The 22,979-nt window shown below is 68.3% G+C and carries 19 protein-coding genes and 1 pseudogene; 13 read left to right on the plus strand and 7 right to left on the minus strand.

The features are described from left to right. Positions 1 to 59 precede the first annotated feature (59 nt). Together ACGFWE_RS42795 and ACGFWE_RS42800 are read left to right on the plus strand one after the other, a co-directional pair. Positions 60 to 455 carry an MmcQ/YjbR family DNA-binding protein gene (locus ACGFWE_RS42795; protein ID WP_393606018.1) on the plus strand — a complete coding sequence of 132 codons (396 nt, stop codon included), beginning with the start codon at positions 60 to 62 and terminating at the stop codon, positions 453 to 455. Further along, entirely contained in the window at positions 452 to 811 is a 360-nt protein-coding gene (locus ACGFWE_RS42800; protein WP_393606020.1) for an MmcQ/YjbR family DNA-binding protein, read from the plus strand. The genes ACGFWE_RS42795 and ACGFWE_RS42800 overlap by 4 nt, the downstream gene beginning before the upstream one ends. 571 nt (positions 812 to 1,382) lie before the next feature. On the opposite strand, the gene ACGFWE_RS42805 is transcribed toward ACGFWE_RS42800, so the two are convergent. From ACGFWE_RS42805 to ACGFWE_RS42815, 3 genes are all read right to left on the minus strand, one after another. Next, entirely contained in the window at positions 1,383 to 1,910 is a 528-nt protein-coding gene (locus tag ACGFWE_RS42805; protein WP_393606022.1) for an RICIN domain-containing protein, read from the minus strand. Between the two features lie 78 nt (positions 1,911 to 1,988). Next, positions 1,989 to 2,213, minus strand: coding sequence for a hypothetical protein (locus tag ACGFWE_RS42810; protein WP_393606024.1), 225 nt, complete (start codon positions 2,211 to 2,213; stop codon positions 1,989 to 1,991). 80 nt (positions 2,214 to 2,293) lie between these two features. Then, complete coding sequence (locus tag ACGFWE_RS42815; RefSeq protein WP_393606026.1) at positions 2,294 to 2,671, minus strand: STAS domain-containing protein; 378 nt, start codon at positions 2,669 to 2,671, stop codon at positions 2,294 to 2,296. A gap of 135 nt (positions 2,672 to 2,806) precedes the next feature. On the opposite strand from ACGFWE_RS42815, the gene ACGFWE_RS42820 reads away from it, so the two are divergent. After that, positions 2,807 to 3,286 (plus strand): ATP-binding protein, encoded by a 480-nt coding sequence (locus ACGFWE_RS42820; protein WP_393606028.1) that lies wholly within the window; start codon positions 2,807 to 2,809, stop codon positions 3,284 to 3,286. A 12-nt stretch (positions 3,287 to 3,298) separates the two neighbouring features. On the opposite strand, the gene ACGFWE_RS42825 is transcribed toward ACGFWE_RS42820, so the two are convergent. Continuing rightward, positions 3,299 to 3,583, minus strand: coding sequence for an ANTAR domain-containing protein (locus ACGFWE_RS42825; RefSeq protein WP_393606030.1), 285 nt, complete (start codon positions 3,581 to 3,583; stop codon positions 3,299 to 3,301). A gap of 346 nt (positions 3,584 to 3,929) precedes the next feature. On the opposite strand from ACGFWE_RS42825, the gene ACGFWE_RS42830 reads away from it, so the two are divergent. Together ACGFWE_RS42830 and ACGFWE_RS42835 are read left to right on the plus strand one after the other, a co-directional pair. Further along, entirely contained in the window at positions 3,930 to 4,283 is a 354-nt protein-coding gene (locus ACGFWE_RS42830; RefSeq protein WP_393606032.1) for an STAS domain-containing protein, read from the plus strand. Then, positions 4,283 to 5,215, plus strand: a complete 933-nt coding sequence (locus ACGFWE_RS42835; protein WP_393606034.1) for an anti-sigma factor RsbA family regulatory protein — start codon at positions 4,283 to 4,285, stop codon at positions 5,213 to 5,215. Before ACGFWE_RS42830 ends, ACGFWE_RS42835 begins: the two co-directional genes overlap by 1 nt. 330 nt (positions 5,216 to 5,545) lie before the next feature. Here ACGFWE_RS42835 and ACGFWE_RS42840 read toward each other — a convergent pair whose 3' ends face one another. After that, entirely contained in the window at positions 5,546 to 6,883 is a 1,338-nt protein-coding gene (locus tag ACGFWE_RS42840) for a hypothetical protein (protein WP_393606036.1), read from the minus strand. 206 nt (positions 6,884 to 7,089) lie between these two features. Continuing rightward, on the minus strand, positions 7,090 to 7,527 hold the full coding sequence (locus ACGFWE_RS42845) for a hypothetical protein (protein WP_393606038.1): 438 nt from the start codon (positions 7,525 to 7,527) through the stop codon (positions 7,090 to 7,092). 358 nt (positions 7,528 to 7,885) lie between these two features. Here ACGFWE_RS42845 and ACGFWE_RS42850 point away from each other — a divergent pair, with 358 nt between their 5' ends. From ACGFWE_RS42850 to ACGFWE_RS42870, 5 genes are all read left to right on the plus strand, one after another. Beyond that, a complete protein-coding gene (locus ACGFWE_RS42850; RefSeq protein ID WP_393606039.1) occupies positions 7,886 to 8,941 on the plus strand; it encodes a hypothetical protein in 1,056 nt (351 codons plus the stop codon). 11 nt (positions 8,942 to 8,952) lie between these two features. Then, positions 8,953 to 9,480 carry a hypothetical protein gene (locus tag ACGFWE_RS42855; protein ID WP_393606041.1) on the plus strand — a complete coding sequence of 176 codons (528 nt, stop codon included), beginning with the start codon at positions 8,953 to 8,955 and terminating at the stop codon, positions 9,478 to 9,480. Beyond that, on the plus strand, positions 9,477 to 10,991 hold the full coding sequence (locus ACGFWE_RS42860) for a 3'-5' exonuclease (RefSeq protein WP_393606043.1): 1,515 nt from the start codon (positions 9,477 to 9,479) through the stop codon (positions 10,989 to 10,991). Before ACGFWE_RS42855 ends, ACGFWE_RS42860 begins: the two co-directional genes overlap by 4 nt. Positions 10,992 to 11,306: 315 nt before the next feature. Further along, positions 11,307 to 12,383 (plus strand): hypothetical protein, encoded by a 1,077-nt coding sequence (locus ACGFWE_RS42865; protein ID WP_393606045.1) that lies wholly within the window; start codon positions 11,307 to 11,309, stop codon positions 12,381 to 12,383. 20 nt (positions 12,384 to 12,403) lie between these two features. Continuing rightward, entirely contained in the window at positions 12,404 to 13,333 is a 930-nt protein-coding gene (locus tag ACGFWE_RS42870) for a hypothetical protein (RefSeq protein ID WP_393606047.1), read from the plus strand. Between the two features lie 71 nt (positions 13,334 to 13,404). Here the strand turns inward: ACGFWE_RS42870 and ACGFWE_RS42875 are convergent, their stop codons facing one another. Then, positions 13,405 to 15,474 carry a pentapeptide repeat-containing protein gene (locus ACGFWE_RS42875; protein ID WP_393606049.1) on the minus strand — a complete coding sequence of 690 codons (2,070 nt, stop codon included), beginning with the start codon at positions 15,472 to 15,474 and terminating at the stop codon, positions 13,405 to 13,407. A 169-nt stretch (positions 15,475 to 15,643) separates the two neighbouring features. On the opposite strand from ACGFWE_RS42875, the pseudogene ACGFWE_RS42880 reads away from it, so the two are divergent. From ACGFWE_RS42880 to ACGFWE_RS42890, 3 genes and pseudogenes are all read left to right on the plus strand, one after another. Then, positions 15,644 to 15,757, plus strand: a pseudogene (locus ACGFWE_RS42880) (transposase); the annotation flags it as partial. A gap of 415 nt (positions 15,758 to 16,172) precedes the next feature. Then, complete coding sequence (locus tag ACGFWE_RS42885; protein WP_393606051.1) at positions 16,173 to 22,475, plus strand: DNRLRE domain-containing protein; 6,303 nt, start codon at positions 16,173 to 16,175, stop codon at positions 22,473 to 22,475. A 100-nt stretch (positions 22,476 to 22,575) separates the two neighbouring features. Next, a complete protein-coding gene (locus ACGFWE_RS42890; RefSeq protein ID WP_393606053.1) occupies positions 22,576 to 22,839 on the plus strand; it encodes a hypothetical protein in 264 nt (87 codons plus the stop codon). Positions 22,840 to 22,979 lie beyond the last annotated feature (140 nt).

Here is a 22,979-nt window from a genome sequence, read left to right on the forward strand (position 1 = left end):
CGCGCCCTCCACGTCTTTCGATGCCACAGTCCGTGACCACTTGAGGAAGGAATCGCCCCATGAACGGACCGGCCCTGCACAGGACCGCCGCCGACTGTGCGGAGGAACTCCCGGGAGCCCAGCTGGAGCACCCCTTCGGCCCGGACTGGGAGGTCTACAAGGTGCGCGGCAAGGTGTTCATGCTGATGACCGAGGTCCCGGGGCGGCCCGTGGTGATCCTCAAGGCGGACCCCGGCGAGGCCCACGCCCTGCGGGAGCAGTACAGCCAGATCACCCCCGGCTATCACATGAACAAGAAGCACTGGATCACCGTGGAGGGCGGAGAAGGCGTCGACAAGGAGCTCGTCCGGGAGCTCGTCACCGACTCCTACCGGCTCGTCGTCGCCCAGCTGCCCAAGGCCGAGCGGCCCGTCGACCCGCACACCTACGGCACCGGCACGCGGGCGGCCCGGTGAGCGCGGCTGGTGACCGGCTTCAGGACACCGCCCGGCAGGCGGCCCTAGCCCTCCCCGACGTCAGCCACGGCTACCCCTTCACCCCCGGACTCGACGTGTACAAGGTCGCGGGCAAGGTGTTCCTGATCATCACCGACGACCTGGACGACCAGATCATCACGGTCAAGTGCGAACCCGAGCACGCACGGGCACTGGAACGCGGCCACGCCTCCATCACACCGGGCCGCTACCTCGACAAACGCCACTGGATCTCGCTGGGGCCGGGCACCGAGCGGCTGATCACCGACGCGGTCCAGGACTCCTACGACCTGGTCGCCGAGCAGCTTCCGAGAGGCGTCCGACCCAGAGCCCGATGAGCGCCGCGAGTTTCCGGCGGGGCCCCCGGCTCAGGAAGACACCATCGCCCGGCTCCTCAACGACGGCCAGCGACATGGCATTCGAGCCGGGGCCTCCCCGGGCATGCCCAGGCTCTATTCAAGGAGATGACCAACTGGCCCCGCCGAAGACGCGAGGATCGTCATCGGCACCCACAGGGCTGACGCGTTCTCAGGTGGCGAGATGAGGGGGGCGCCCCGGTGCGGCGCTCCGTGGCCGATGCGCTGGACGGGTGGCGACCTGGGGCGCCGTTAAGAGGCGGGGCACAACCCAGTTCGGTCTGCTGGCTTGTTGTTCGTGCAGTGCAAGCAGCCGCGGAGGAGTCTGCTTCGGGTCGGCGCGCCGGCAGGGGTACTCAGCGGGCATACACCGTTGGAGTGCGGGCACCGGCCGGCCCCCTTCTCCCCACAGCCCTTCCCGGCCCGGCAGAGAGGATACTCAGCCGAAGAGGGACTGATCGCTCCCTGGCGGGGTGGTTCGGCAGGCGGGGGTGAGGTCGTAGCTGTGGTCTGTACGCGGCCAGTGCTGCGGGTGCCGGGGCTGACGTGAGTGTCAGTGGATGAAGGTGAATTCCTGGCCGGGTTCGCCGGCGTCGGTCAGCACGACCGGGGCGAGGAGCCCGGGGTGCCCGTTCTCGACGCCCCAGAGCAGGGTGTTGTCAGCCTCGATCCTGACTGTGCCGTCGCCCATGTCGTGGATGAAGAACTCCTGGAAGGTGTAGCGGCTGTCGCAGTCCCCCTGCACGATCGGGTCGTTGGGGCTCGGATCACTGCGCAGGGTTTCCAGGCACTTGCCGGCGAACGTCCTGATCCTGACGAGGCCGTCGCCGGCGTCTTCCATGGTGAAGCGTTGGTTGTCCGTGCCGAGGCATCGGTACTGCTGGAGTGGGGCGTCGTTGTGCGTACTGGCGTCCGCGATTTCCAGGCACCCCCCGGCAACGGTCTCGATCCGAAAGGAGTCCCGTGCGGCGGCGGGATGCGCGGTGACGACAGGGAACACGGCCGCAGCGACGAGGGCGGCCGTGCCGGCGAGGAAATGACCGGCACGCGTGGGGGCGAAGTTCATGAGGGTCTTTCCCATCCACAATCCAATAACAACTAGCAAGTAATCGGATACGCAAAGTTACTATTCCTGTGGCTGGGCGCCCTGCACGCGACATCAACTTCGTCGCGGTTCCCAGACGGTCGGTCCTCCGCCGATCCAGTCGATCAGGTCCGAGGCGGCGATCTCGTCCTCTTCTCCCACGTCGAGCCCGGCGCGATGGAGGAACACGACCATGTCCCACAGGCCGTAGGCGCGGCCGACGGCGTGGTTGTGGATCTGCACCAACCGGCCGCCCTGGCTGTCGGGTGGGCCGACGCTCACCGGTCGCATGGGTGCCATGGTGCACATTTTTGCGTCGAGATGGTGCCGGGCATCGCGGCTGACGGGGTGTAGCCGTGGTGCGATCACCGTTCTACGGCTCAGGGGCTGAGCGCTTCGCGAAGGGTGGCATGGCAGTCGATGAGGGTGTCGAGGCCGACGATCTGGATGGTGCGCATGACGGAACTGGTGGGTGCGGCCAGGCGTATCCAGCCACCGGCGTCGGTGGCGCTCTGGTGTGCGGCGATGAGGAGGTTGATGCCGGTGGAGTCCATGAAGGTGACCTGCTGCATGTCGATCACGAGGCGCGGCGGCGGCGTGGCGGGGATGTCCAGCGCCTGGCGTAGCGTTTCGCATGTGTCGTAGTCGATCTCACCGGCGACAGTGAGGATGCGGATGCCCTCGCTGGAGGTGTCCACGATCGACAGCTGGTCTGGCTGCGGAGCTTGTTCGGTGTCCGGCATCTCGTCCCCAGTCATGCCGGTGATCCTGGCACACCAGCGCCTTCACCTGCAGTGCCGCCCCTGGACAGGGTGGTAATGCCTTGATGTCGAAGGCGTAAAGCGGGTGCTGGGGGTACGCGTGGGGTGTGAACGGGGGAGAGAAGGACCGAGATGCCAGCAGTTCCCGTGAGTGAGAACGTCCCGGCGCCGGGGGAGCGGGCCATACAGACCACGGTGGCCCTGGAAGGCGACGGTAGGTGCATCGCCCGCGCCCGCCATCTCGCCGCCGGCTTCCTCACCCGCGCGCAGGCCGAGCACGGCCTGCCGGTCTCGCAGCGTGCCATGGACCTCACCCAGCTGGTGGTCAGCGAACTGGTCACCAACGCACTCAAGTACGCGCCGGGACCAGTCCTGCTGGACCTGCGGATCGCCGGCGACGCCGTCGAGGTGATGGTGTGGGACAGCGATCCGGTGCTGCCGGTGGCCCGGGCCGCCGACGTAGGACGCGTAGGGCAGCACGGCCTGGAGATCGTGATGGCCGTCGCCCAGGGCTTCGAAGCGCAGCGCGAGCCAGTGGGCAAGCGCATCACCGCCCGCATCGCCCTCCTGGACGACCCCGGCGGCACCGTCGCCGGACGGCGGCCCCTGTAGAACCCGCCCCGGTCAGGCACGCCGTGAGGCTGCCTGGCGGGCCAGTGCCGCGTGCAGTTCTCCGAGAAGGACATCGGGCAGGGCTGCGCCCTGGCCGTGGTTGAGGACCTGTTCAGCGACCTGGGTGAGTTTGATGTTGGTGTGCTGGGAGACCTCCCGCAGCACCGTGAAGCCGTCGCGCGGGGGTATCTGTCCCAGGACGGTCAGGACACCGATGGCCTGGTCGATGACGGCGTGCGAGGCGAGGGCCTGCTGCAGCTGCCGGTTCTCTGCCCGCAACCGTTCCCGCTCTTCCATCAGCTCATCGGCCGACGCCGATGCGGACTGAGGACGGGGAGGTACGGACGGGGCCAAGGCAATCACCGGGAACGACAGCGGACAGGGGGACGCTCATCCGCCTGCCCGGGTTTCCTGTCAGCATCCATTCGATTCCAACGCGTCACTACGGTCAGTCCCCCTGGTTGTAGCGTTCCGGAGGACAGCCGCGGGGACTTGCTTCCCCCCTGCTCACTGGGGACGGGGCGCAACCAGCTGAGAGAACCGGGCGTGTGTGCCGCCTGGATAGACTGCCCCGTCAGGACGAGTTGTTCCTCTGCCTGTGCCGGGACGGTCAGCCGGCGGCTTGATGTGAAGGAGCCCGAGCGTGGACATCCCACATGCGGTGGGCAGGCCGGCCCCGGCGGAGTCCGGGAGGGCCGCGTTGGAGGTGAGCCCGTTGCCCGGTCGTTCCGGGATACGAGCCCGCGGTGAGATCAGCGTCCTGACTCGTCCGTCGTGGGAGCAGGCCCTGTCTGAGCTGGCCCGGCGGCACGCAGGCGTGTCGTACGTGGAGTTGTCGGATGTGGCGTTCGTCGACGTGGCCGGGGTGACCGCGCTGGCGCTCACCGCCATGAACCTGCCCGACGGGAGGGTTGTGGTCGAGAATCCCCCGCCGCAGCTGCCGCGGGTGCTGGAGATGTTCTGGCCGGGCCTGGACCGGATCGAGGTGGCTTCGTGATGAGCACGGTGACCACCCATGAGGCGTTCGTGCATCCTGCCCTGTTCTACCGCACCGATCAGGAGTACACGCGGCAGACGTTGGCATTCCTGCGCGAGGGCCTGACCAACGGTGAGCCGATGGCCGTGGCGGTGCCCGGCCCCAACCTGGAGCTGATCAAGGCAGGTCTGGGCTCGGACGCCGAGGGCATCCTGTTCCTGGACATGACCGAGGCCGGCCGCAACCCGGGGCGGATCATCCCCAAGGTGCTGCGCGGATTCGCCGACGCCCACCCCAACGGGCGGGTACGGATCATCGGCGAGCCGATCTGGGCGGGGCGCAGCGCGGTGGAGTACCCGGCGTGCGCGCAGCACGAGGCGCTGATCAACGCGGCGTTCGAGGGCCGGGCGGTGACGATCCTGTGCCCCTACGACGAGGTGCGGCTGGATCCGCAGGTGATCGCCGACGCGAAGGTCACCCACCCGACCCTCATCAGCGGGGAGGGCCATGAGTCGGTCAGCGACGTCTACGACTGGCAGGCGGTCGTCGACCGGTACAACCAGGAGCTGCCGCCGGCGCCGGACGCCGCTGCCTTCTCCTTCGATGATGAGGACCTTCCGGCAGTCCGAAAGTTCGCACTCGCTCAGGCGATGCAGTTGGGCATGGCCGGGCAGCGGCTGATGGACGTCGAGCTGGCGGTCGCGGAACTGACGACCAACAGCGTGGTGCACGGCGGAGGCCGTGGGACGCTCGCGGTGTGGGCTGAACAGGACCAGCTCGTGATCGAGGTCCGTGATGCGGGCCTGCTGACCGATCCGCTGGCCGGCCGCCGCCCGCCGAAGCCGGGCCAGCTGGGCGGCCGGGGCCTGATGCTGGTCAACTACGTGTCCGATCTGGTGCGCGTACACACCGGCGACGACGGCACGACCGTGCGCTGCTACCTCAGCCTGTAACCGCACGCGCGGGCGGCCACCTGCGCGGGTGGCCGCCCGCCCCGTTCGTGACACGAACCTTGCATGTCTGCCAGCCCCGGTCCTCCGAGGGCACCGAGCTGCGGGAACGAAGTCGTCGGGCGCGGGGTCCGTTTAGTCTGCGGCTGGCGAGGCCGCCTGCTGGGCCCTAGCGTGGCAGTGCCCTGTGTTGACAGGACAACAGGGCTCGGGCGGCCCCGGCACTTTGCGCCCTGGGCCGGGAGCCGCCCCTCCACTGCCCCTGCTTGCAGTGCAGGGGTGCGCTGGATGAGAGGTGTCGACCGACGAACCCTCCCATCGCTGATAGTGCGCTCAGAATCTATGTGGCCACAAGAACGAGCCCGGGATACGTACGGCAGGCGGCCTTCGGGGGGTGACGGGGCCGACGGCGTCTTCGGCGGCCTGCAAGGCCTGGTCGTGGCTGCCGCTGGCGAGGTGATGAGCAGCGCAGCTTGCGCAGTCGCCGGTCCGGGCGTGTGCATCGGGGGCGTCGTTGAGGCCGCGTACGTGGGCGAAGGCGTGTTCGGGGAAGTCGGCTTGCACCGTGTGCCAGGTGCCGCGTTGCTCCTCTTCGGTGAGGCCCGCGGCCACTTCGGGGCGCATCGGGGCGTACACCTGGCCGTCGCGCTCGCGGAGCATGAAGACGCGGTCGACGTAGTCGACGGTGTCCCCTTTCGGCTGCTGGGCATCCAGCCAGGCCAGGGCGTCGCTGCGGCTTCCGGGCCCCCAGAGGTAGTCCGAGGGGAACTGCGTGGTTTCGAACCGGGTGTCGAACGCTGACCAGTGCGCGTCCTCGTACCGGCTTCCGGGGCGGCAAGCGCTGCGGATCAGGAGGTAGAGGTATCCGTCGGCACCGGTGTCCTCGCGCAGGGCATCGGCCTGGGCCATGTGGACACTTCCCTCGTCGTTCCAGGCCATGACGACGATGTCGCGTTCCACCGGGGCGGGATACAGGCGCCCGCCAGGCGTCGAATGCCCCCACAACTGGTTGATGAATTCCGTCAGGTCGCGCAGGGTCCGCGCCGCCTCCACAGGCGTCGTGCGGTGGTATCCCGTCGGGTGCGCGACAGCGTTACGCAGACTCGACATCGCATGCTCGATGCCACGCGTGCGCTGGCCACGCAGCAGACCGGCCGCCCGCGCCCAGGCCCGGAGCCCGGCGAGCATCCCGTTGAAGTCGATCAGCGTGCTGCCGACCTTCAACTGCCACCGCGGCGACGGCTGCCGCTGCGCGCTCCGCCGTCTCCTCCTGCCCACCTTCTTCACCGCGGCAAGCACGTCGTCGTAGGCGTGCACGTCCTCGGTAACCGGAGGCTCGCAGCCGTTGGCGTCTTCGAAGGTGACCGTACCGGCGCACCACTGGACGAACCGCTCTCGCAGCGCTTGCTCCATCACCAGCAGGGCGCGGTCGTCGACCATCGTGAAGATGTCGTACTCGAGCAGACCGTAGGCGAAGAGGCGCTGAAGCCGATCGAACTCCCGGCGCGTTCCCTCCGCCACGTCTGCAGCAAGTTCGCAGTCCGCGACCAGCCGCTGTAGGAACTCAGCCGACCGCTCGGCCGGCATCGGGCCGCCCAGCCCGAGCGGGGTGAAGATGAGCGCGGTGCTGTCCGGCGTCTGTAGCTCTTCCAGCGAGAGGATCTCTGCCACGGTTACGGCCTCCTAGGTGGGCAACCTGGCAGAATGCACGACGATTTCGCCCCGTGCCAGTGCTTTTGCTGTACGGGGCGGCCGCCGGGTCGGCGAGCAGTTCCCGCCGCACCTCCTGCTTGGTCGGGCCCGTACTTGGTGAGCGTGCGAATCCCAGCGCCCCGCCTGGCCCGCGGCGGCCGGCAGCGCGGTCGCTCCGGGGATTGTCAGGCGGCCCGCTCGACGTCTTCTTGGTCGAGGGCGGGCACGTCCTCCATACCCGAGGGGACGGCGCCATCAGCGTTCTTGAGGGCCTGCCGGGTGGCGACCAGGTCGGCGCCCGTGACTCCGTGCTGCTTGCAGCGGCTCCAGTGGTCGTGTCCCTGCACGGCCGCGGCCGCCTTGCGGAGCGCTTTCCACAGCCCGTCATACGTCTCGGCGGCGGACGCCTCCCATCCGTCCGTCTCGGGGTGCCCTGGGCGGTACCACCGCTCCGGCTCTGCCGGCCATCCGGCATGTGAGTCCCGGGACCACGGAAGCTTCGCCTGGTGGGCGTTCAGCGCCGCGTACAGCTCAGCGAGCTTGAGCTGCGCGGCGATCAGGTCCTTCGGGAAGGCCTTCGGGTCGAATGGCTGGTCCTCAACGGCAGGGGCGGGAGTACTCATGGCGTGGATGCTAGTTCGACTCGCCGACAACATGGCGCACCCCAGGTCTCTGTGACGCACTCGTCCACCGGCGTCACGGTGCACCCCGGTCCGGTCCGGCGAGGCGGTTCCTCGAGTCTCCGCGCTGTGTCAGTGGTGGGCTGTACCGTACTGAGTACGGGCCGCGCACCGGCCCAAGCTGGCCCCTTGCCCATGACTGGGAGCCCTGGGGCGAAGGTACGCGGGACCTTTCGAGTTCGTGCGCATCAGTGCGAAGTTCACGCCGTGTTGCGGCGTGCTGTTGCCGATCACCGCAGTCGTCTTGTCGCGCGCGTGTTCGGGTCATGGGTCCGTGCACGCAAGGTGAGGACTGACTGCCATGGTCAAGAACCAGCGGAAGAAGGCCCGGAACAAGAGGGCCGCCGTGCGTACGGGAGCGGCTCGGGCTTCGGTGTCGACGGGGCGAGTGCACCGGCATCCGGCCGCCGACGTGTCGGTGCTCGAACGGGCGCCGTACGAGCTGGGGGAGGGCGACCTGGAGGTCGCGGCCCGGCTGGTGGGGGCCTGCCGGTCGAGGTGCCGGCCGTGCCAGGAGACCCTCGTGGACAAGGTCGTGGACAGGCACCGGCCGCTGCTGGCCGCGCTCGCCGGTGTCCCCTACGGCCTCGCGCTGAATGAGGCCGCCGCGCACTCGTCGGCGGTGTCGGCCACGACCAGGTCGTGGGTGCCGCTCGCCCGCGCGGCCGCCGGCTCTGGAGATGGGGCCGCCGCGCGGGCGGCCGTCGAGGAGATGGACACCGTGCAGGCCGCGGAGCTCCTTGAGGACGCGCTCGATCACTGGGCGCTGGCCGGGGCGAGCGCGGAAGAGCTCGCCGACCTGCTCGCCCCGCTGCTCACGCGTACGCCTCCCTCCGGGCCGGGCGGGGAGAACACGGATGCTGTGCAGGACGGTGGGCTGCGGGTGTTCACCGTGGACGATCTCGCTCTGGACGACGTTGACGCCTACCACTTGAGTCCCAACTACGCCTTGTTCGTCGGGACGTTGGCATCAGGTGAGCGGGCCACGCCGATGCTGACGCTGACCCCGGAGACCGAGGACGCCGGCATCGAGGACCTCCGGGTGCGCGCCGGGTGGCCCGGGTGGGGCCTGGACCTCTCGCCTGCGCCGGACCCCCGCTGGGAGGTGCGGGTGCGTCGGGCCGACCGGGCGCTCGCGGGCATTGTCTGCATCGGTTCCTCCGGCGACGAGGTCGCGGTCGAGCTGTGGCGGGCGAGCGAGGTCGTGACCATGCCTGCCGACTGGTGGTCGCTGCTGGAGCAGACACGCCACATCGTGGTCGCCGGGCCCGTGCAAGACGCCGGGGACAAGGCCCTGCGCGCGGCTGCCGGCGCCGGTGAGCTCCTGGCCGTCACCGCCACCGTCCGCTTCATCTGAGAGGAGCAGACGTGACTGACTCCCAGGTGAACCTGTCCCAGATCGCCCGGATGGCCGGGGTCGGCCGGGTGGCGGTCGTCAACTGGCGCCGCCGCCACGGCGGTCTCGACGCCAGTGGCGGAACCGAGGAGAGCCCCACCTTCTCCCGCGAGGCCGCCGAGCAGTGGCTGCGCGCCCTTGGCAAGCTCCCCCGAACCACCCGCACCGAGCCCGCCACCTTGACCTTCGACGGCGGGCAGACCATCACCGTGTACGCCCCGGACCTGCGCGTGCCCGGCCCCGGGGACCGGTACGACCGGTACGAGGAGTTCGGCGGCTACATCGACGCCGAGGGACGCGACGGCATCCCCTGGCCCAAGGCCACGGTCCGGATCGAGGCCCCCGAACAGACGCCGTACACGGTGATCGACGCGAACGTCGACATCAGCTACGCCACCAGCACCATGCAGTACCTGAGCCTGATCTGGCCCCCCGAGCGGCGCCGCTTGCAAACCACCACTCCCGCCCCGACACCGACACAGACGGGGGAGGAAGGATGACCGAGACCACCACCAAGACCGCGGAAGCGGCCGCCGAGGCATCGGCACTGCCGGAGGAGCTGGGAGCCTGGCGGATCGCGGGCCTGCTGTCGCAGCGGCTGGGCATCGAGGTGACGATGGCCGACATCGGCGAACTCGTCGACCAGGAGCACCTGGTCGTGCAGAGGCACTTCAAGGGCAGGCCGATGTACGCGACGGCGGCCGCGCTCGCCCTCGACGAGGACCTGGTGCGCGACGTGGTCGACGAGCGGCTTGCGTGGGAGGCGGCGAGCCTGACGCGGGATGCGGCCGCAGACCGGATCGGCTGGCACTGGCGGGACATCGAGCGGATGGGCGCCGAGGGGCGCATCACCCAGGGCAAGGGTGGCCGCTACCTGATCACCGACCTGGAGACGCTGGCCACCGAGGCGGACGGCGAGCAGTACATCACCGCGCAGGCCGCCGCCGAGGACGTGCTGGAGATCCGGCACCCGGCCGACTGGAAGTACGTCGAGGCCACGGGGTGGATCACGCCCGCGGCCACCTACGAGCGCGAGGTCGGCCGGCACCGCACCGTCACCGTGGCGCTGTACCGGCTCGCCGACGTGCGCGCCGTGCGGGACATGCCGGGCGTGGACTGGGAAGCGGTGCGGGGCCTGCCCAAGGGCACGGTCTCGCCGCTGCGCGAGTACGCGGCCCTCGCCCCCACTCGGGCCGCCGTGGTGAAGGCATTCGCGCAAGGGCTGGCGGACCGGCACGGTACGACGGTGTGGGCGTGGAACTCCCCGTACTCCGGGGGCTGGGAGCTGGACTGGGAGCGCGTCGACGGCGGACCGACCAAGCAGGAGGTCCTGCGGGAGCTGCTCGCGGACGCGGCGACCGTCCCGTACGCCGGCGAGATCGCCCTGTGCCCGGCATGGGGCAAGGTGACCCGCCGCGCACGCGAACTCCTCGCGCCGGACGCCGCGGTCATCCTCGACACCGAGACGACCGACCTGCCTGGGCAGACCGTCGAGGTCGCCGTGATCGACGCGGCCACCGGGAAGAAATTGATGGACACCCTGGTCAAGCCGACCGAGCCGATCAGCGACGGTGCCCGCTGGGTCCATGGCATCACTGACGAGATGGTGGCCAGCGCCCGGCCTTTCGAGAGGATCCTCCCGCGGCTGCGCCAGGTCACCAAGGGGAAGGTCATCTGTGCCTACAACGCCGACTTCGACAGGGGAGTCGTCCTCGGCGATGTCCGGCGAGTGGGGAAGAAGCCGATGCACCTGGAACCCTGGGACTCCTGGTACTGCCTCATGGAGGCGTACAAGGACTGGCTCGGCGCCTCCCGGTGGCTGCGGCTCGGCGGCCGCCACCGCGCCCTTGGCGACTGCAAATCCGCGAGGAAGGTGTTGACCCGGATGTCCAAGGGCCGCGGCTCCACGTTTACGCCAACCCCGCCCGCGGCGGGCACCCCTGTCTCCGGACCGCCCTCCGGCAGCGTCCTCGCGGTCACGGCACTGCCTGCGCAAGCAGTGACCCAATAGAGGGAAACAGAGTTGGATGTACTGCCGTGCCTGCTGGCTGTGGGCACTTTCTGTCATCGCTCCCGCGGCCAGCTGCGGGTCGGTAGGCTGCCCTGCAGCGGCCGTCGCATCGGCCCAAGCCCGCACCCCGGCCCATGACCGGGGCGCACCACGGCAAAGGTGCCCGCGGCCCCTCCCCAAAGGGGGCCGGTCTGTGCAGCATCAGTGCGAGGTGTACGTCAACATCTGACGGCTGTACGGCCGTTGAGCCTTCCGCATGCTGCTCTTCATCGCGCGCATCGGATCATGGGGCCGGGCGCGGGAAGTGAGAGAGCCATGTCCAAGAGCCACGGTCGAAAGAGCCGGGCACGGAACACGAGCCGCTCCCGGGGCGCCGCGTACGCCTCCGCACAGGCCGGCACCCTCCACCAGCACGACAGCGGTCCGTCGGACAAGGACCTGCAGCCTGCCCGTCCCGGCGGCTGGGGCGCCGACACCGCGCCGGACATGCGGACCGCGTCCGCGCTGATCGGCGCATGCCTCGAGCGGTGCGCGCCGTGCCAGCAGTCCCTGGCGGCGAAGCTCCTCGACGAGGATCCGATCGTGCTCGCGGTGACGGCCGGATCGGTCTACAGCCTCGCAGCCGATGCCCGGGACGCGGGCTCCCTCGCCTCCGAAGCCGCCCACGCGTTCTTCCGGGCGCTGAAGGCATCGTCGCCGGGCGACGGCCGCGGCATGGTCCGCTGCGTCGAGTCGCTGAACTACCAGGACCGTGCGGCGCTCCTGGAGGATGCGCTGGACCTGTGGACGTTCTACGGGCACAAGCACCCTGGACTCATGCGCGGCCAGAACACCCGCCAGAAAAGCCCGTCGCCTTTCACCTTCGCCGTCCCCGGCAGCGCTCCCGAGGACGCGGGCCCCGGTACGGTCCTCGACCTCTCGGGTCTGGCTCACCCCGCCCGGTACGGCGTCCGGGCCGACATGACGCTCACCGGGTCCGGCCGCGTCGCCTCCGTCGCGCTGGTTCCGGACCCCGAGAGTCGTGAGGCCGGCTACGACGACCTGCACCAGCGCCTGGCCTGGGAGCCCTATCTTCCCGAAGCGCTGCCCGAGGAAGATCCGGCATGGGTACTGAAGATCCACGAGACGAACGGCACCCTGCTCGGCATCGTCCGCCTCCTCGATGCCTCCCTCCTGCCCGGCAAACCGCGGGAGTGGCGCCCCGACGCGTACGACGTCATCCTGTGGAGCGCCCCGCAGCCGACACCGGCATCTGCCGCATGGCTGGAGACCGCGCGCGAAAAAGGCTCGGTCCTGCTGTATGGGCCGCTCGATCTCACTCCCGCAGCGCCCCTTGACTCCGCCCGCCTGCTTGCTGTGCATGCGCGCTGCGTGTTCACCGACCGGCTGTGACCAGGACTGGAGAAGACCCGATGACGCACAGGTTCGAGAATGCCAGCCTGGTGCTGGGGCCGGTCGACGGCCGCTCGGCACAGCTGTGCCGGTTCGCCGGCCGACCCGGCGCCGAACAGAGCACAGCCGCGCTCACCGTCGTCGACGCGGCCCTGGACATCGCCGAACAGGTCGAGGGCGTGAACGATGTCCGGGAACTGCTGGGGCTGTGGAACACAGCCCACGTATGGGGCCATCCGACGGTTCCCGGAGTTGAGCGGCCCCGGCTGAGCGAGGCCAACAGCGCGGTAGCAGCCAACCTCCAGAACCTGGTGGAACAACTGGCACCGGAACAACTGCGCGAGGTGGGGATCGCACTGTCGGTCGACCACGAGATGGTCGCTCTGGCCCTGGAACTGGTAGAGGAGACAACATCCGGCAGGCGCGAGCCCCAAGTGAGCACGATGGCGGAGTTCGAGGCCGAGAGCCGGCTGAACGAGGACCGGATCGGCCACGCCGTCGACGTGCTGCTCTTGGAAGCCCCCGGCGACTGGCCGCCGCTGCAGCGCGCCGCACTCACGCTGGCCCTGGTGTGGGATCTCGCCGACCTGATCGCCTACACAGCGAAGCTGTCGGCCCTGGACGTTGTGCCTACCGCTCTCCTGTGGCAGACACCCGGAGCAGACCATAGCTGTGCCAGCGCGCGCGTCCCCGTCCCGGGAACCGACCTGCTGGTGTGGGCCCAGGTCGCCCCGGAGCCATTCGTCGGGCGCCCATTGTGGAGCCAGGCCACGACCATCGGTCAGTGGCGCTGGTCCCTCGACCGGCAATGCGACGACGGCTCGAAGGCGTACTACAAGAGCGGCCGCGCCCCGACCCAGGCCGCCGCACGCTGGGAAGCACAGGCGGCGACACAGAAACTGCTCAGCGACCCGCAGCAGGCCAGGAGCCTCATGACGGACGACGCCTGACAACTCCACGCTGCACGCCCGGGCCGTCAGCCGACGGCCCGGGCGTGCAAGGACGGCCTTGGGCAAGGTCGTCAGCGTTTGACGCGGTTACGGACGGCGAGGACGGCCAGGCCAAGGAGAACGGGTTCGGTCAGGCGGGAGGTCATCTCGATGTAGGTGCCGGCGGTGGTCAGGTCCTGGCCGGAGGCGCGGAACACCACCGAATTGAGAGTGACGTTCAGGGCTTTCTCGAAGCGCTCGCCGGTGAACCGGTTACCGGTCGGGTTCTGGGGATCGTCCTTGTCGATCTCGAAGGTGACCTTGCCCCCGCCGACCGGGATGGTGCCGGTCGCGGTCTGCTTCGGGGTGTCCTTCGCAAGGCCGACGGCCATCAGCAAGACGATGGTCAGGAGCATGGCCGCCCCCAGCCAGGCCAGGGCCCGGGAGGCGCGCAGGCCATAGCCGGACAGCGCCCAGTACACGGTCAGCAGCCTTTGTTCACCGCGGGGGATGTCGTCGGCGTGGCGGCGCATCTCCATCTCCCCGTAGTAGAAATCCGCGGCCCCCGGCTCGTGCTTGCCGTCCTCGAAGGACTTGCGCAGTGCCCGGTACACCGGAGCCAGCTGCAACGGCCCCGCCCGCCCAGCGTCGAGGACCGCCACGTTCCAGCCCCGCAATGCCCCCGGCTGGCCGGCACGCCAGTGGTGTTCCTCGGCTAGGACGCGCCGCTCGGTGAACCGCACGGGCGGCCAGCGCCACCAGTGAACGGCAGGCGGAGCCGTGTCGAAAGTGCAGGCCCCCTCCAGACGGAGTTGGTCCAGGTGCACGGTGCCGGCAAACAGACATCCCGACAGATCGAGGTCGGCCAGGACCAGATGGGCCGCGTCCACCCCATGCAGCGACGCCACCCGCGCTCCAAGGTCTGGCGTGCTCCGAAAGGGATCTTCGTCGAGCTGTCTGCCGTCGGTGAACACGAACGGATCCGGCTCGGCAGCGATCGTGAGGGGGTACTCGAATACCGCATGAGCGAAGTCCACGGTGGCATAGCGCAGACGAATTTCCGCTGTGGATGACCAGCGAGTACGACGGCATTCCAGACGGTGCGCAACGAACAAGAGCGTCACCGGACCGCCGAACACCGCACCCGAAAGCACAACCCGCCCCGTACACGCCAAAGGCCCGAGCTGGTCAGCCTCTTTGAAGGTCGCTGACTCGAACCTGGCGTTACCCATGAAGGTCGCCGCCTGGAACTCGGCACCGCGCGCGAAGGTCGCCGCCCGGAACCCCGCGCCGCGCGCGAAGGTCGCCGCCCGGAACTCGGCGCCGCCCTCGAAGGTCGCCGACTCGAAGACGGCGTTGCCCTCGAAGGTCGCTGCCTGGAACCCGGCGTCGCCCTTGAAGCTCGCCGCCCGGAACATGGCACGGCCCTCGAAAGTCGCCGATTGGAACATGGCGACGCGCTCGAAGGTCGCCCTCGCGAAGTCGGCGTCGCCCTCGAAGGTCAGAGACCGGAACCAGGCGCCGCGCTCGAAGGTCGCCGATTGGAACATGGCGACGCCCTTGAAGGTAGCCGCCCGGAATCCGGCGTCGCCCTCGAAGGTCGCCGCCCGGAACTCGACGCCGCGCTCGAAGGTCGCCCTCGCGAAGTCGGCGTTGCCCTCGAAGGTTGTGCCCTGGAACAGGGCGCGCTTAAAGGTCGTGCCCACGAATCCGGCGTCGCCCTCGAAGGTCGCCGACCCGAAGTTGGCGACGCGCTCGAAGGTCGCCCTCGCGAAGTCGGCGTCGCCCTGGAACAGGGCGCGCTTAAAGGTCGTGCCCACGAATCCGGCGTCGCCCTCGAAGGCCGCCGACCCGAAGTTGGCGCCGCCCTCGAAGGTCGCCCCCGCGAACTCGGCAGTGCCAAGGCGTGCTTGTCCGGTCGTGGGGTCACAAAGAGCGGCGAGTAGGACGCCGAGCAGGGCTCCGGTGAAGCGGGTACCGCGGTGGTCGATGTCTGCGCCGGGGGTCAGGCCAGCCAGGTAGGCGTCGCGGTCGGCGTCGGCCAGGTGGGCGAGGCATACGGTGTGGCCGGGGACGTGGATGCCGTGGCAACCGACCGGGTTGGCAGCAGGATCTGCATCGTGTGCGCAGTGCGGCCAGGTTGGCGGTTCGGATGTGCTCATGGTGCGGCGGCTCCACGGTGTCAGGTGCCCGTATGGACGCCCTGGGGACGGGAACGGTTCACGCTCGACGATGATGGGCAGCGTCGGGGATCGGCTCCCACGTTATGAACATGCCGTACGTGCCCGCCTGTCCCGTACATATCCGTCAGGCACAGTGCACTGAGGCGCGGGCCGGCGGGAGATCCTCGGGCTGTGGGCCGGCGACGGCGGCGAGGGCGCCAAGCACTGGCTGCACATCCTCACCGAGATCAAGAACCGCGGCGTGAACGACGTCCTCATGTGCTGCCGTGCAGGACGCACCGATCTTGTCGTCTTCTTACCGATTGCTCCCCTTCTTCTTTCAGTTCTTATAAAAATCTTAAAAAGGTGCAGAGGGTGCGGCCACAGGCTCAACTGCCTACTATCTTCGGCTCGAAGTGTATGAAGGCAGTTCAATTGGGACGACCGGGGGATACTGCCGCGAACAGCCGTTTAATACTTCTTGGTGACTTGCAGGGCAAGATTTGAATATCTGGCGGACTTTCAGTGGCCGAAATCTGACCCTCTTGTGAAGATCAGCTCCGTTTCTGTTGACTCCGCATTGCGGGGCGTAGGGGAGGTAGCTGATCGTGCGTCACAGACCCGTGGCCCATGGCAGATCTAGAAGGGGCCGAGGGCGCCAGGCGCGACGGCTGCGGCAGATAACCATCGGCGTCGTCATGCTGTTCGCGACCGAGGCAGCACTCGTGTCGCAGGACACCGGCATCGCGTTCGCCACGCCGACTACCGATGTCTCGGCGGTGTCGTCCACCGAGTCGCCGGGTCCGGCGGAGGCGCAGGATGAGGCGTCGGCGGTGCTGATGGCCCGGTTGCAGGGCCGGAAGATTGAGGTGCTGTCGCAGCGGGCGGCGGACTCGACGACGTACGCGCTGCCCAGCGGGGAGCTGGAGACGGCGGCGTACGCGGGCCCGATCCGGGTGAAGCGGGCGGGGGTGTGGAAGGGCATCGACACCGCGCTGTCCGACACCGGTGCCGACCTCACCCCCGCGGCGGCGGTTGCCGACATTGCGGTCTCGGACGGCGGCGACACCGATCTGGCGTCGGTGACCAAGGGCAAAGAGTCCTTCGGGTTGGGCTGGCAGGACAAGCTGCCCACGCCGACGGTGAAGAACAGCACCGCCTCGTACGACCTGGGGAGCGGCCAGACGCTCTCGGTGACCGCGCTGGCGCAGGGCTTCTCCGAGAACATCAAGCTGGCCCAGCAGCCCGATGGCGCTGCTGTGTCTTATCGGATCCCGCTGGACCTGGACGGGCTGAAGCTGTCCCAGGCCGGCTCCGGTCACCTGCTGCTGAAGAACAGCGCAGGTGACCTGGTCGCCGAGGCGCCGGCGCCGATGATGTGGGACGCCTCCAAGGACCCGGCGTCCGGCGAGTCCGCCCACCAGAAGCAGGTAACAACCGCGGTCGAGACCGCGGACGACGGTGCACAGACCCTGGTGCTCACCCCGGACCATGATTTCCTGGCGAGTGCGACCTACCCGGTGACCGTCGACCCGACGTCCACGCTGGCGGTGACCACGGACACGTGGGTGCAGACCCCGGACTACACCGACTCGCAGGTCTCCTCGACCGAGCTGAAGTCGGGAACGTACGACAGCGGCAGCGACATCGCCCGCTCGTATCTCAAGTTCGACGTGTCGAAGTTCGCCGGCAAGCACATCACCGACACCAACCTGGCGCTGTACTCGTACTACTCCTCGACCTGCTCCACCTCGGGCGCAGGCACGCAGGTGCGCCGGATCACCTCCTCGTGGTCGTCGTCGGACGTCACCTGGGCCGTCCAGCCGTCGACCACGACCACCGGCGCGGTGACCAGCACCGTGGCCAAGGGCTACTCCAGCACCGACTGCCCCGGCGGCACGGTGAACTTCGACATCGACGCGATTGTGCAGGCGTGGGCCAGCGGGTCGGCCAACTACGGGCTCCAGGTCCGCGGTGCGGACGAGAGTGACTCGCTGACCTGGCGGCGCTTCCGCTCCGCGAACTACATATCCGGCGACAACTCCGTCGAGCCGCACCTCACGGTCACCTACAACTCCTACGCCACCACCAGTGCGCTCGCGATCTCGCCGAGCAGTGTGAACGCCTACAGCGGCAAGCGGTACATCACCACGTACACCCCCACGCTGTCGGCGAAGGTCACCGACGCGGACGGCTCCTCGGTCAAGGCCCAGTTCGAGATCACCAACGATCCGGCGTACTCCGGGGAGACCGCCTACTCCTTCACGGGCACCTCCTCCTCGGTAGCTTCCGGTGGCACAGCGAAGCTGACGATCCCGGCCGCGTCAGCGGTGGCGGCGTCACATCTGCGGTTCCGGGTGCGCGGCTATGACGGGACCGACTACGGATCATGGTCCGGCTACACCACTTTCGTACCCAACGTTGCCAAGCCCGGCGCGCCGACCGTCTTGTGCGACAGCTACCCGGTGAGCACCTGGACGGCCCGCGCCGACGGCGCGGTGACGTGCACCCTGGACACGTCCTCTGGGGACGGTGCCGGCTACTACTGGGGTCTGGACGATTCACTCACGCCCACACACCTCTACGACACGGTCGACGGCAACGGCGGTGATCCGCTGACCGTCTCCATCAGCCCGGCAGACGGCTGGCACAAGCTGTACGCCAAGACTGTCGACTCCGGCGGCAACATTTCCACCGCTACCACCACGTACGAATTCGGCGTCGGCGCGGACGGGGCCGCGCTGCTCACCCCCGCCGAGGGCGACACCGCAGCGCGCCGGGTCAGCCTGTCCTCCACCGGCAAGCCGTCCTACACGGGAGTGATCTACCAGTACCGGCGCGGCGAGACCGACACCACCTGGCACGATGTCCCGGTCGGTGACATCAAGTCCTCCAAGGGATCTACCATTTCCGCCTGGCCGGTCGCGGTCGTCAGCGGTACTCCGGCCACTCTGGTCTGGAACATCACCTCGTCCTTGTCTCAGGACGGGCCGATCGACATCCGGGCGGCGTTCACCGACGGCACCACCACCGGGTACAGCCAGACCCGCACCATCACGGTGGACCGGGAAGCCGGCACCGCGCCGAGTGACACTGTGGGACCCGGTTCGGTCAACGACCTGACCGGCGACTACACGATCTCGGCCACGGACGTTTCGGTCTTCGACCTGTCTGTTTCCCGTACCGTCTCCTCGCGCCATCCCAGCGCGGGGGCGGATGCTGAGGGCCAGGTCGCCATCTTCGGCCCGCAGTGGACAGCGGGGATCAGCGATGAACTGACCCAATCGAACTGGTCGTACATCCGCAAGTCCTCGGCCACCTCGGTCGCCCTGGTCGACGGAAGCGGTGAGCAGACCGGTTTCACCAAGACCACAGCAGGCGGCTGGAGCCCCGAGCCCGGCGCGGAGGACCTCACCCTTACCGGCTCTGTCGACGCTGCCTTCACACTCAAGGACAACGACGGAACCGTCTCGACATTCGCCAAGGTCAGCTCCTCGGCCACGACCTGGCAGCTCACGGCGACGCGCCTGACCACGGAGAATTCCACCACCACAGTGGTCCCCGAAGCGGTCCCGTCGGGCACCAGCACGCTGGCACGCCCCAAGTTCGTCATCGCCCCCACCACCGCAGTCAGCGCGGCAAGTTGCCAGACCGCGATCGAAACAGCGGTGGCTGCCGGCAACGACTGGTTCACCAACACCAGCACCACGGCCGGGTGCCGGGTCCTGCAGTTCGTCTACGCCACCTCAACGACAGCCACCGGCTCCTCGCTCGGGGACTACAGCGGGAGAGTGCAGCAGATCAAGGTATGGGCCACATCCCCGGGGGACACCAAGACCACGGCCACACCGATCGCCCGCTACTCCTACGACACCGGCGGACGCCTGAGCCAGGAATGGGATGCGCGGATCTCCACCCCGCTCAAGACCACATATGCCTATGACAGCGCAGGCCGGATCATCACGCTGACACCCCCCGGAGAACTGCCCTGGACCCTCGTCTACGGCAAGGCGGGAAATGCTGCCACCGCCGGTGACGGCATGCTGCTGTCCGCCTCGCGGCCGAACCTGGCCGCAGGCAGCAAGAGCACCCTGGACGGCACCACCGCCAGGACCACGGTGGTCTACGACGTCCCGCTGTCCGACACCAAGGCCCCCAACGCCATGGGCCCTGACAACGTGGACGACTGGGGCCAGACCGATGTCCCCACGGACGCCACCGCGGTCTTCCCCGCCGCTGTTTCTGCCAGCGACGTCACTCCGGCGTCCAGCACCGGCTCCGACCTGTCGGCCTCCGACTACACCCGGGCAACCATCTCCTACGCGGACGCCTCGGGCCGGGAAGTCAACGTGGCCACCCCCGGCGGCTACATCGCTACCAGCGAGTACGACCAATTCGGGAACTCCACCCGCCAACTCACCCCGGGCAACCGGGAACTGGCTCTCGCCACCGACACCGCAAGCCCGCTCTACGACGAACTGACCGCGCTCGAGATTGTCGGCATGCCGACCGCCGACCGCGCCCAGCTGCTGTCCAGCACCTCTGCATACACCCACGACGGACTGCGGGAGACGGACGCGTACGGCCCCTTGCACCAGGTGACCCTGACCTCGCCCCTCAAAGCCGGTTCTGGCGGCTCCGATCTGCCGGCCGGAACCCGGATTCCGGCCCGGCAGCACACCACAACCAGTTACGACGAAGGCCGTCCGACCGACGGCACCGCCACCGTCGCCAACCAGCCCACCACGGTCAGGACCGGGGCGTTCGTGGACGGCTACCCGTCGGACGCCGACGTGAGAACCACGACCACCACCTACGACTGGGTCAAGGGGCTGCCGACGAAAACGGCCAGCGCCGACAAGCCGACGCTGGCCAGCACCACTACGTATGACTCCCAGGGCCGGATCGTGCAGACCACGCTGCCGAAATCCAACGGCACCGACGCCAACACGACGGTGACCGCGTACTACTCGGCGACCGGCACCGGCGCATGCCACGGCCGACCGGAATGGGCCGACCTGATCTGCACCACCGGCCCCGCCGGCGCCATCACCGGCGCCAACTCCAATCCAACCCAGCTCCCCGTCAGAACAGTCGAGTACGACCGCTGGGGCAACACCGCCAAGGTGACCGAAACCGTCAGCGGCGTCACCCGCACCACGACCACCTCAACCGACGCAGCAGGGCGCGGTATCAGGACCTCGGTCTCCGGCGGGGTCGGCACAGCAGTTCCCGACGCAGTCACCACCTACGACGCCGATACCGGCGAAATCGCGTCCGTAGCATCTGATGGAAAGACCATCACCCATACCTACGACGCCCTCGACAGGGAGATCTCCTACAACGACGGGACGGGCAACACCACCACCGCGGCGTACGACGCTCTGAGCCGGCTGGTGAAGAGCACGGACTCCGCCCAGTCCGCCACCACATACGCCTATGACACGGCAAAAGAACCCCGCGGCCTGACAACGTCACGTACCGACTCCGTCGCCGGCACCTTCGCCGCGACCTACAATGCCGACGGCGGTCTGACGACGGAGTCCCTTCCCGGCGGCTACACCCTGAACGTCACCCGGAACGAAGTCGGCGCCCAGACCTCCCGGGTCTACACCAGGGACAGCGACAGCACCATCGTCGCCTCCGACACGGTCGACCGATCGGTCCACGGTGAGACAGCCGCCGACACTGACAGCAACGGCCAGACCAGGAGCCGCAGTTACGGCTACGACCCGCTGGGCCGCCTGATACGGGCGGACGAAACGAACCCCGACGGTTCCTGCACCCGCCGGGACTACTCCCTCGACGACAACAGCAACCGGACGGCGCTGGCCACCTCGACCGGTGACGCCGGCGCGGAGTGCACCAGCACCGGCGCGGTCACGACGGCCTACACCTACGACAGTGCGGACCGGCTGACCAACAGCGGCACCGTCTACGACGCCTTCGGCCGCACCACCACCCAGTCCAGCGGCGCCACCATCGCCTACTACGCCGACGACATGGTCCGCCAGCAGACAGCCGGCAACAGCCGGCAGACGTGGACCCTGGACGCCGTCGGCCGCCTGGCAGCATGGACCACCCAGGACAAAAACAGCGACGGCACCTGGACCCAGACCGGCTCCCGGACCAACCACTACGCGGCCGACGGCGACGGCCCGAGCTGGACCGCGGAAGACGCCAACGGCACGATCACGCGCAACGTGCAGGGCCTCGACAACGCTCTGGAAGCCACTACCGGCAAAACCGGCGCCACCGCGCTGCAACTAACCGACATCCACGGCGACATCACCGTTCAGCTCCCCCTCGCCACAACCGGAGCGCCGACCGCACTGGCCTACGACGAATACGGCAACCTCCAAGGCGAAAGCCCCAGCACCCGCTACGGCTGGCTCGGCACCACACAACGCGCATCCGACACCCCCACCGGCGCGTTTCTGATGGGCATACGCCTCTACGACCCGGCCACCGGCCGGTTCCTGAGCGTGGACGCCATGGAAGGCGGAGGCGCGAACGCCTATGCCTACTGCTCCGCAGACCCGGTCAACTGCACAGACCCGACAGGCCTGTTCGACTACGAGATCACCTATGACATCGGCTGGTCGAAGGTGTCCGCGAAGAGGTTCTTCACGTTCGTCAAGGCGAATTTCGGCGCGGTCTTCCCCATCGCCGGACACCCGAACAAACTCCCCGGAGTCGGCACACGGATCAACCTCCACGTCGGCCCCGCACCATTCCCCGTACGCGTATCCGCCATGAATTCCCACTACTGGAAGTTCGACACACTCAAGGGCCATCCCGACTACCCAGGATGGATCAGCTTCAACTTCAAGCGGAAGAAGAACGGTCACATGCTCATGATCGTTCACGGGCATTCGAGGTTTTCTCTCGCGGACATCTTCGTGGGCGGGTCAACCTACGAGAAAATTGCCACGGATATGTGGGCCAAATTCTGGAGGAACTTGCAGAACCTCGAAGCCCAGATAAACCACTATTATTAACCGCGCCAGGCATGGATCTACGCGATCTTGCCCGCAAGAGAGAAGCGAGAGGCAGGCCATGGTAGGCCGAGTTGTATCGTCTGCATACATCCTGACGGTTGTGGTCCTGGCCGTCGCGGATGTCGCATGGAACCCGGGCGCCGGCCTGGTCACCGAGATCGTGATGTGGATCACCGCGCCGACGTCGATCCTCATCGTGCTGGGGGCGACAATGGCATTCCTCAACCAGAACGACAGCCAGGACCATGCAACCGTCGGAGACAGCGGACCATCGGTGACTCTGGCCGTCCTCTGGGTGTGCTGTGCGGTAGTCCAGGTCTTGGCTCTCCGGTTCGCCGCGCGCAAGCTGAGCAAGATGAGCTAACGCCGCAGCCGTGCTGCGCAGGATGTTCACCAAGTAAAGATCAGAAAAGTCTACACATGGTGAATTAGGATCAATGGCCCGTTGGCGACAGAACGCAACTTCTGTCGCCAACGCGGCAATCTCAGATCTCTATCCGTCGG

It is taken from the genome of Streptomyces sp. NPDC048523 (assembly GCF_043199815.1).
Taxonomy (GTDB): domain Bacteria; phylum Actinomycetota; class Actinomycetes; order Streptomycetales; family Streptomycetaceae; genus Streptomyces.

Excerpts from the sequence above, each read along its gene's own strand:
- ACGFWE_RS42795 (WP_393606018.1), top strand. The coding sequence starts at position 60 with ATGAACGGACCGGCCCTGCACAGGACCGCCGCCGACTGTGCGGAGGAA.
- ACGFWE_RS42805 (WP_393606022.1), bottom strand. The coding sequence starts at position 1,910 with ATGGGAAAGACCCTCATGAACTTCGCCCCCACGCGTGCCGGTCATTTC.
- ACGFWE_RS42810 (WP_393606024.1), bottom strand. The coding sequence starts at position 2,213 with ATGGCACCCATGCGACCGGTGAGCGTCGGCCCACCCGACAGCCAGGGC.
- ACGFWE_RS42815 (WP_393606026.1), bottom strand. The coding sequence starts at position 2,671 with ATGACTGGGGACGAGATGCCGGACACCGAACAAGCTCCGCAGCCAGAC.
- ACGFWE_RS42820 (WP_393606028.1), top strand. The coding sequence starts at position 2,807 with ATGCCAGCAGTTCCCGTGAGTGAGAACGTCCCGGCGCCGGGGGAGCGG.
- ACGFWE_RS42825 (WP_393606030.1), bottom strand. The coding sequence starts at position 3,583 with ATGGAAGAGCGGGAACGGTTGCGGGCAGAGAACCGGCAGCTGCAGCAG.
- ACGFWE_RS42835 (WP_393606034.1), top strand. The coding sequence starts at position 4,283 with ATGAGCACGGTGACCACCCATGAGGCGTTCGTGCATCCTGCCCTGTTC.
- ACGFWE_RS42845 (WP_393606038.1), bottom strand. The coding sequence starts at position 7,527 with ATGAGTACTCCCGCCCCTGCCGTTGAGGACCAGCCATTCGACCCGAAG.
- ACGFWE_RS42850 (WP_393606039.1), top strand. The coding sequence starts at position 7,886 with ATGGTCAAGAACCAGCGGAAGAAGGCCCGGAACAAGAGGGCCGCCGTG.
- ACGFWE_RS42860 (WP_393606043.1), top strand. The coding sequence starts at position 9,477 with ATGACCGAGACCACCACCAAGACCGCGGAAGCGGCCGCCGAGGCATCG.
- ACGFWE_RS42865 (WP_393606045.1), top strand. The coding sequence starts at position 11,307 with ATGTCCAAGAGCCACGGTCGAAAGAGCCGGGCACGGAACACGAGCCGC.
- ACGFWE_RS42870 (WP_393606047.1), top strand. The coding sequence starts at position 12,404 with ATGACGCACAGGTTCGAGAATGCCAGCCTGGTGCTGGGGCCGGTCGAC.
- ACGFWE_RS42875 (WP_393606049.1), bottom strand. The coding sequence starts at position 15,474 with ATGAGCACATCCGAACCGCCAACCTGGCCGCACTGCGCACACGATGCA.
- ACGFWE_RS42885 (WP_393606051.1), top strand. The coding sequence starts at position 16,173 with ATGCTGTTCGCGACCGAGGCAGCACTCGTGTCGCAGGACACCGGCATC.